This is a genomic window from Microvirga sp. GCM10011540 (assembly GCF_042650665.1).
Lineage (GTDB): Bacteria > Pseudomonadota > Alphaproteobacteria > Rhizobiales > Beijerinckiaceae > Microvirga > Microvirga lenta.
Genome location: NZ_JBHSBQ010000036.1, coordinates 50,232 through 59,115 on the forward strand (window position 1 = coordinate 50,232; position 8,884 = coordinate 59,115).

The following is an 8,884-nucleotide window of genomic DNA, read 5'->3' on the forward strand; positions in this document are numbered from 1 at the left end:
GATATTAACGTTATTGCATATAAGGAAATTAAGCGTTCCTGCACAATTATTGGATAGGCATTGCCATGGAGTGCCACCTATAGGGTTTAGCGTCGAAATCTTAGCCTTGAGGTTTCTGAGCGGCGCCTAAGGTGGCCCGAGCGCAGCTATGTCCGAGGGCGCGATGGCAGCGCGGCATCCCTTCCGGCCCAGGCTAGACCGTGGAAAGATCAATCGCTGGGTCCTGAGTAGTCAACCTCCAGCCTCAGCCGAACTTGGCTCGCGGGGACACCGATGGCTCGTGCAAGCGCATGCCGGGCATAGTCCAAAATTTCCCGGACGCTATGCGTCGCTGGGGCTTCAACAGCTATTTGTTCAGGGCTGCAATCCATTGCGGTCTCCCTCGGCTTCTCTGGATTGTCAGTTGGCAGCGTCGGCTGCGGCGGACTTGTAAACATGACGCCATAGTTCTTGCCGTTGGACCAGACTACGCGCGCCTTAAGCGATAGCTCCCGCCTCGGAATTTCCAGGTCGAATTCGTTCGGGACTTCGACCGGATGGGCAAAGGAGATCTGGGCTCCGGAGTCGGAGATGTTCCGTACGGTGCATTCAATGAGTGAGAAGCGGTTGTTGAATATAATTCGACCCTCAAGGAGAGTTCGTGTGCGCTTGTTCGACCGACGCCGTTCGGCCGAACTGCTTTCCTGTGCTTCAGACAATAGCAAACTCCCGTCGAAAAGCCTCGCCGAGTTCTAAAAATTCATCTACGCGCAAGCAGATCTTACGTTGGCCACCACGCCGATGGCAGTCAACCTCACTCGGCCTCTGGAAAGGCAGAACCACCTGCACCTGGGGGAACCAGCATTACCAAAACGTTAAGCAGAGCCAAAGCCCACACAGTTTGAGCAAGCACAAACTGCCGACACAGAGATGATTTTCCATAGCTTTCCTGTGCAACCAAGCATGCTAGTCCTTCGAGCGGTCGCTCACCGTTTGAGTACGTCACAGATTCAGCCAACCGCGGGATCAGACGTCACCATGTGCCTCTAAACGCGGTACGGCCTAAGGGTTTCCCGAACTGACATTTGTCCTGTGGCTTTCCAAAGACGATCGAGTATCGCAGCGCAGTTCTGGCACGCTGCCCCTGAAGAGATGATGACCTCGAGCGTCGGTCGCGAAAGATCTGCTTTGACATTCAGATCCCTTGATCGGCCAGAGCCTATCGCGGCTCAGGTCGGCAGTTTCTGACCTCGATCCGTCCTCACCAAATCTTTTGAACAGCGATCATGGGCAGGCTCTGTACCTCCGCCCAGGTTCCCGTGGGAGACAGGCCCAACAGCGGCTTTCCCGGCCCTTCCGCTCGCCTCCGAACTCCGGCGGGTCCGGTGGCCCACTCATGCGAATTTCGGCTCCTTCACAGAGATGATCGATCCGCCCATTGCCTGCGAGACTGGCTCGTTTCCCATCACGCCCCGGCTCCGGGCGCTGGGCGCTGGGCGTGGCGCCTGAGATGCTCGCTTCGCGGCGCCCGCAATACGGCAGGAGCCTTGATCAAGATGGCATCCATGAAACTGGCAAGCTCAACTCATCTGACGAGCAAGCTACGCACAAGCCTTTCAGTTCATATTGCGACCGTTGCCCAAACTGCGACGAGTGGAGCCACGATGAGCCTTTACGGAATTATGAAAGCTGGCGTTTCAGGCATGAACGCCCAATCGACCAAGCTTAGCACCGTCGCAGACAATATCCAGAACCAGAATACGGCTGGCTATAAGCGGGCATCCACCGAGTTCGCCTCCATGGTGATCGGCAGCAACAAGAACTCCTATAACGCAGGAGGCGTCACGACATCCATCAGGTACGCCATCGGCCAACAGGGACCCGTTCAATACACTTCTTCGGTTTACGATCTTGCTATCCAGGGTAACGGCTTCTTCGCTGTTCGCGATGCAGCCGGTTCAAATGCGATGACACGGGCCGGTGCCTTTGTACCGGTGACCACTCAAGCAGACGACGGCTCCGTTGTCACACGGCTGATGAACACGGCAGGGTATCAACTCCTGGGCCAGAAGCTTCCCGCGACCGGCCTGCCCGGCTCCATGGCAGAGATGGTTCCGGTCGAGTACAGCATGGCGGGCATGCAGGCCTCCGTATCGACGCAGGGTACGTTCAAGGCTAACCTGCCGAAATTGGCCGCCGATGGCGATGTCCTCACGTCCTCAATGGTCGTCTACGATCCTCTGGGCACTCCGATTACCCTCGAGATGTCGCTTGAGAAGACAGGGGCATCGACCTGGGAGCTCACCGTTCGCGACCGAGGCGATGCCACGCTGACGCCTCCGCGGGCGCCTAGCGACTTGACGACCTCGACCCTAACCTTCGACCCGAGCATCGGAGAGCTGACAGGTCCGGCTGATCCCCTCACCTTTAACGTTCCACACGCGACAGACGGCCCTGCCTCCCCGTTCAGCCTCAACCTCGAGGGCATGACCCAGCTCAGCGCCGACTTCACCCCGTACGAGACCACGGCCGACGGAAGTGGCGCGACCGCGATGGACAGCGTCGAGTTCGCCAGCGATGGCACTCTCTATTGTATCTATGCCGATGGAACCCGTGTTCCGACCTACCGGATCCCGCTTGCAAGCGTCGCCAGTCCGGATCGGCTGAGCGTGGAGTCCGGCAACGTCTTCTCCGAGACCCAGGAGTCCGGCCGTATTCAGTTTGGCATGCCCGAGAGCATCGGGTACGGATCGCTTCAGTCCGGTGCCCTCGAGGGGTCAAACGTTGATCTCGGCGCCGAGCTTGCCTCCATGATCGAGGCCCAAAGCGCCTACACGGCCAACTCGAAGATCTTCCAAGCCGGGTCTGAACTGATCGACGTGCTGGTAAATCTCAAGCGCTAGGATCTTCCTGAGAAGGGCGGGCTCATGATTTCACGCGCAGCGGCACAGATCCTCGCCGGCTTTGTCGAAGCCGAAGGAGGTACGGCCTCCCTTGCCGAGGATCCATCCTGCCCTTCCAACCTTTGCGGCATCGCGGGCAACAGGCCGTTCAAGGCCTTTGTCGTTGGCTCCCAAACAGGCGAGGGTTCGCACCGCTGGAAAATCTCCGTGCCCCTGCGGGTTTTAGACGATGACCTCGGCATCACCGTCCTAGGCGCCATCAAGTCATCGCCTATGGTGTGTACTTTCATTTTCATGCCAAGAGCTTTTCTGCGGATCCTCGGCCAACGGGAAGGCTCCTCCGTCTGGGTCGGATTGTCTGTCAATCCGTTCAAGGGGGGCTTTGTTACAGACGATCGCCCCTGGCCAATCATTCAGGAAACCGCTGCCGGCTTTCCACCTGAACCCGTTCCCTATGTCAGTGATCAGGGCGAAGTGCTGTTGCCGATCCGGTCCTCACGCCTTCAGTAGAAGTGGCGGGATGAAAGGTCGGGCATAGCGCGGCCAGGTGGGAGCATCCGAGCCTCCGCTCGACTTCCTGCTCCGCCCACTGAACGTGCTTGCCGCCCTTCCAATGACGGATCCGTAACGCTGCGCACCAAATTCCATTCTCACAGCCTGACGATCTGAGCGGGTCGGAACTCCACCGGTGCCGCAACCGACCATTTCGGCATAAAAAGGCCCCGCCAGCTTCGGCTGGCGGGGCCTTTCGAACCTGTATCAGAACAGCCTGGAAAGCCGCAGCCGGTTCGCAACATGCTTTGGGCGCTAAACCCAGAGGTCCCAATCCGGTCCGATAATGATTCGGCCCTCTTCAGCGCCGAATTTCAAGTAGTGCATCATTGGATCCACACCGGCTGCCGCCACATCAGGGTTGGTTTCCAGATAGGCCGCCGCATTCATCCAGACCGACGGATCCCGCCCCTCAGACCAGCCAAACCGCACATAGTGTTCGTAGGCACTGTCGAGTGCATCCTCCGCGACGGCTGCCGCGACGTCAGGATTGGCCTGAAGATACCAGTGCTCGTCGAACAGAGCGTTCGGATCGCGGCCCTCCTGGAGTCCGAAGCGCAGGAAGTGCTGATATCCCGACTCCAATGAGCCGCCTTCGACGGCTGCGGCGACATCCCGGTTCTGCGCAAGGTAGAACTTCTCATCGAAGGCGAAGCCGCTCTCCACGCCGAGAATGTCCTCGGGCGCATCCACCAGCTCCACCCGATCATTCACGCGGATGAGTTCGACGCTGTTGAGGGTCGATACGCCCATCGCGGTGCTGAGCGCGACAGATCCGTCCTGACCCCGGGCGAGCGACACATCCTGCCAATCGATGCTCAGCCAGGCAATGTCCACCCCGGCGTCGCCGTACAAGGCGTCGGTGCCCGCGCCGCCATTGAGGATGTCGCTGCCTTCGCCTCCATGCAGCACGTTGTCGGCACCGTTGCCACGGATGAGATCCCGGCCCGAGCTGCCGACGGCGTTCTCGATCAGCGAGCGCGGATCGTCCTGATAGCGCAGAGCATTGGCGATATTTCCGGGGGCATAATAGAGGATTTCCTCCTCCTGAGCGACGTCGGCCAACTGTGCGACGCTGAAGGTGGAGAACGCGCCCTGCCTCAGGTCGATGGAGACTCCGCCCGTGTAGTTGCTCAGGTCGTAGGTGTCGACACCGTCGCCGTCCCAGATCGTGCGGAAGATCTTGTTCTCGGTCGGCTGGCCCTGCCCGACGCCGTCGATGAACATTTCACCGGTCTCAGGGCTCCAGGTATAGACGGTGTCGCCGGCCTGCGCGTTGAAGTTGGCGCCATAGAGATGCTGCAGGGCGGCAATGTCATCCTGCATGTAGGTCTGCGGCTCGTTCAGCAGGTCACCGTGATAGTAATTCGGTGAGCCGGGATAGCCCCGATAGGTCATCAGGGACCACGCCTGCCCGTCATGATCGGGCGGCAGGGACTGTGTTCCGTAGCGCGGGGACGAAAGGCCGAACAATCCGCTGAGATCGGCCTCCGTGTAGTCGTCCATCCCATGCTTCAGCCCAAGTGCATGGCCGATCTCATGCATGATGGTCGCCCAACCCCAGTTGCCCATGGCCGGGGTGGTGTAATAGGGCTGACCTGTTTCACCGAACCAGACGTCGCCCGCCATGCCCTGCATCGCGGGGAACCCACCCTGAGCCGTGTCCACGGCCGCATTCGCGGTCTGGGCAAAGCGCAGGGTCGCGTGGTCCGTCGCGCTTTCTTCTATCTCGGTGAAGGTGAGCTCCGTAAAGGACGCAACGAGATCGAGCGCGGCGCGGACCGCCTCGACCTGCATGGCATTGAACGGATCAAGGTCGTTGTTCCGACCATCCAAATAATCTGTTCCGTAAAATGCGCCATCGGTGGGAAAACTGAACGTCAGGGCCTTTTCCGCCCATTTCGACCCGATCAGAACCGCGTCGATATCGCGGACGCCGCTGAAGTAATATGTCCCATCGTCGGATTGCTGGATGGGAAGGAGAGTTGAAAGGCTTTTGCCCGGATCGCTGGCTGCCGCCCACGACAAGGCCTGCTTCTGACAGATGATGCACACAATGCGCCCCCGATTGACCTGTTGTTCGCTGCACCGGCCTGAAAACCGGAGATTTAACCGAGGTTCAAAGGGCAGGCATCGAGCGAATCTTTTTTCCTATACAAGCGTATCGTTACCAGAACACGAAGGAGGATTGCGAATCTGGGCCGTGAGGCTTGCCGTCCCTCGCGTCCGGTGGACTGGCGAGCACCCCTCTTCCCCACCCTATGCCTGTCGGCTGGAAGCGGTTGTCCCGGTCAGCGACCGGGACCGATGGGCGGCTGCAATCAGCACCAGCCCTTCGGGTGCCCCTCGAGGCGCGGACCAAGGGCCTCTTCCGGATCGGGACATTCGCATCGGCTGTGACCGCTCGTCCCGGACCCTTCTGCCTGAACCCGGTTCAGGCCCGCTCCCCCAAGGGCGCCGGGCTCGTCATCGCCTGACCGTCGACGGCTTCGCCCGGCGCCGCCAGGCAATCCCGGAGCTGGCCGAGCGCGGTGGCCTCTCTCGCGCCCGCGATCCTTTCCGCGTGGGAAAGGACCTCCTCCGGGCCGAAGGCGGCTGCTCCGGCTTCACGGGCTGCGAGATACGCCGCACCGAGAAGGCGCTCGACCTGGGCCTGGAGGCGGAAGCTCTCCTTCCTGCGCGCCTGGTGCAGTTCCTTCATCTTCCGCTGGAGCGCTGCCTTCTGCTCGGACAGCTCCAAGAGTTCGGCTTCGATCTTGAGAATTCGCGACATGTTGGGACCTCCGGTTTTGGTCCCCACTCATTGTCACCAGGATCAAGAAAGAATCCCGATAAAATTTTTGGCCCCTCTTCGGGCGCTATGGTCCGGGGCCAAATACCGTCGCCGCCTCATCCGCAGGAGAGGCCTCATCGTACACGGGATCCTCGGCAAGAACCGTGTACTCACCCTGTGTCCGACCCGGTCTGCTGCCCAATCCTCCGGGAAGCGCCTGCGCCAAGAACGACAGCTCCAAGTTGACCTTCCACGCAGCCCACCCGCGGGCTGCGGCTGGTTCGCCTGCCACGCTATCGCGTATCACATCGATCAGGTCGTCATCGCCCGGTTGTGGAGCAGAGGAAGGCTCGGTAAGCCGGAGATGCCGGATCAGGTTGGAGATTGATCCGCCGCGCCGGACATGAGCATCGACCACGTTCCGCTTCCCGGCGAAACGCCGGTCCGCGTTGGATGTGAGGACCTCGACGAGATTGCGATAGCCGATCCGTGCGAGCGAGGTCGGACGAAAATCCCAGCCTGCCGCGTTACGCGGTCGCTCCTTGGCCCCTTGCGGCGAACCCTCCGGAACGGTCCCGACCCCGGACCTCTGTTCCCGCGCCTTGTCTTGCCTGGACTGTACCACCAGCCCATCGGACGTGACGGACACACCCTCCGGATTGGCCGCCCCGTCATTTGGTGTACGGATTGCCGTGGTGTGCCACCCCTTTGCCCGCGCGATTTCGTGGAGAACCAAGAGGGCTTCGTCGTCGGCAGGGCCGTCGACGAGGACGTGGTCTCCTCGGTCGATGAAAAGCGAACCGTCTCCGACCAGGATTGCGGTTTCCCCATCCAGCATTCGCACGTTGCGTACGCGTATCCAGGTGAGCGTGGCGATAATCCGGCCTATCTCCCCTTGCGTGAGAGGAGCGGGATCGGCCAGCGCGGCAGGGTCCGGCTCCAGACGTGGAAGGCTTCGGTAGAGTTCGCCCCGACGCGTGTGCAGTTCGCTCTTTCGCGCATCAAGATGTTGGCACTCGGCCTCGGCACGCTCCAATGCGCGCCGACCGGACCGCTGCATTTCGAGATTGGCGAGCAGGGCCTGAGCGGCGACCGTATCCGGCTTGCGGAAGACGGATCGCGGCAGCCGATCCTCAGGATAGGGCAGTCCCTGCTCCACGTTTGTCCGGGTCTCAAATTGAAGATCCATTCCGTGTCGTGCGGCGACCTTCGCGAGGGCCGCCGCCACGTGCCGCAAGGGCTGCCTCCCGCCCTCCGCCCGAAACCAGCGGTTCCAATCGCGGGCCTTCGTGCGGTCGAACCCCTCGCGACCAAGGGTACGGGTCGAGATCAGGCCATGCAGGTGGGGGTTTTCGCCGCCATCGCGCGCCGGTACGACATGCATGTCGATTTGGACGGCCAATCCGGCATTCTTGAAAAGATCGTAGACTTCCGTCACGACCTCACCGCTGAGGGTCACAGGCATGGCCCGAGGCCATTGGATATCCAGATAGCGCGCCTCCTGCGCGTCGTAGCGCCGCTCCATCGCGCCCGCCCGGCTCCAGAGAACGACCGGATTTTCGGCCCATTCGGGAGCTTGCGGCGGGGTCAGAAGCCATTGCCCGCGGTGTTCTCCCGGCTCCAGCCGGAACTCACGAACGATCCTCTGGAGATCGGGCGCAAGCCCTCCGGCCTGATAGGTGCTGCGCATCCGCGCCGTCCATCCCTTGGACCGGGACACCGGCCCATACTTGACGCGAACCTGAACCACTTTCGTCATTCCGCCCCCTGAGATCCCGACGCGCGATGTATTAGTGAATACGCGCACGCGCGCTGTCGTAGGGATGAGCTTATGGGTCCGGACGAAAGGAAGAAGGCCTTTTTGCGATGATCGCCCATTCAGCGGCGGCCGCGGACCGGAGTTGCTCGCACGGGGCTTCATAAGGCGCGGGGGCATCGCTGCGGCTGGTCCTCCAGGCCCGTATCACGTCCAAGACCTCCCGTCTCGGATCATGGATGTCCCGGGTGCGGCCAACGGTGTCGACGAGGCGTCGGCGTTGCCATGGTCGAGGCGATGTGAGGCAGCCGCCTGCCACCCGCCCTCTTTCCTCCCGGAGCGGAGGCCGCCTTTTCAAACGAGAGCAGCGCATATTCCGGGCGGCATTAGCTGGTGGGGCTCATCTGCCCTGGACCATCGGGAGAGGACATCCGGGCCAGGCCCGATTCCACGCTTCAGCCTCGTGCGGCTTCCAGCCGAAGGCCCGCCTCCGCCAGGCTGAAAGCATCGACGCGCAGCCGAATGCGTCGACAGGTTCCCGTCCTGCAGGCCTGAGCGAACGGGAAGCCGCGACACAGCCCCTTCGAGGCTGGAGGGTGGATCATTCCCGTTCTGAAGCACCGGGGCGGATGTTTGCGCCTCAACGCCCGTCCACCGATCTCAGCTGCAACGGCCGCGGGAAAGCCCGCGATCCACCCCTGCCTCGGGCTACCCCGTCGAATCGTCGGACCGGCTCAGATCCGCCAATCCCGGAGCAGCCACTTCGGTTTTCATCTCCGCCGCCCCCAACACCTTTACTCTTCGCGGAAGGCTCGTGTGAGGTGATCGGCGAGGGGTTTGGTGAGGTAGGAGAACACGGTGCGGTAGCCGGTCTGGATGAAGCCCTCCACCGGCATGCCGGGCACCAGCTTGGTCTCCCCC

6 protein-coding genes are annotated in these 8,884 nt (G+C 61.4%); 2 read left to right on the plus strand and 4 right to left on the minus strand.

Annotated features, from left to right (window positions below):
- Positions 1–209: 209 nt before the first annotated feature.
- Positions 210–704 carry a PilZ domain-containing protein gene (locus ACFOYU_RS12755; protein WP_377033875.1) on the minus strand — a complete coding sequence of 165 codons (495 nt, stop codon included), beginning with the start codon at positions 702–704 and terminating at the stop codon, positions 210–212.
- Between the two features lie 831 nt (positions 705–1,535).
- Between ACFOYU_RS12755 and ACFOYU_RS12760 the strand changes: the two genes are divergently transcribed.
- Both ACFOYU_RS12760 and ACFOYU_RS12765 read left to right on the plus strand, forming a co-directional pair.
- Positions 1,536–2,882, plus strand: coding sequence for a flagellar hook protein FlgE (locus ACFOYU_RS12760; RefSeq protein WP_377033876.1), 1,347 nt, complete (start codon positions 1,536–1,538; stop codon positions 2,880–2,882).
- A 24-nt stretch (positions 2,883–2,906) separates the two neighbouring features.
- Positions 2,907–3,392 (plus strand): hypothetical protein, encoded by a 486-nt coding sequence (locus ACFOYU_RS12765; protein WP_377033877.1) that lies wholly within the window; start codon positions 2,907–2,909, stop codon positions 3,390–3,392.
- A 297-nt stretch (positions 3,393–3,689) separates the two neighbouring features.
- Here ACFOYU_RS12765 and ACFOYU_RS12770 read toward each other — a convergent pair whose 3' ends face one another.
- From ACFOYU_RS12770 to ACFOYU_RS12780, 3 genes are all read right to left on the minus strand, one after another.
- A complete protein-coding gene (locus tag ACFOYU_RS12770) occupies positions 3,690–5,462 on the minus strand; it encodes a M10 family metallopeptidase (RefSeq protein ID WP_377033878.1) in 1,773 nt (590 codons plus the stop codon).
- Positions 5,463–5,868: 406 nt separating this feature from the next.
- Positions 5,869–6,207 carry a hypothetical protein gene (locus ACFOYU_RS12775; protein ID WP_377033879.1) on the minus strand — a complete coding sequence of 113 codons (339 nt, stop codon included), beginning with the start codon at positions 6,205–6,207 and terminating at the stop codon, positions 5,869–5,871.
- An 85-nt stretch (positions 6,208–6,292) separates the two neighbouring features.
- Entirely contained in the window at positions 6,293–7,966 is a 1,674-nt protein-coding gene (locus ACFOYU_RS12780) for a MobA/MobL family protein (RefSeq protein WP_377033880.1), read from the minus strand.
- Between the last annotated feature and the right edge of the window lie 918 nt (positions 7,967–8,884).

What these genes read in the sequence shown, in the direction of transcription:
- ACFOYU_RS12760 (WP_377033876.1), top strand. Translation starts at nt 1,536, where the DNA reads ATGGCATCCATGAAACTGGCAAGCTCAACTCATCTGACGAGCAAGCTA.
- ACFOYU_RS12775 (WP_377033879.1), bottom strand. Translation starts at nt 6,207, where the DNA reads ATGTCGCGAATTCTCAAGATCGAAGCCGAACTCTTGGAGCTGTCCGAG.
- ACFOYU_RS12780 (WP_377033880.1), bottom strand. Translation starts at nt 7,966, where the DNA reads ATGACGAAAGTGGTTCAGGTTCGCGTCAAGTATGGGCCGGTGTCCCGG.
- ACFOYU_RS12765 (WP_377033877.1), top strand. Translation starts at nt 2,907, where the DNA reads ATGATTTCACGCGCAGCGGCACAGATCCTCGCCGGCTTTGTCGAAGCC.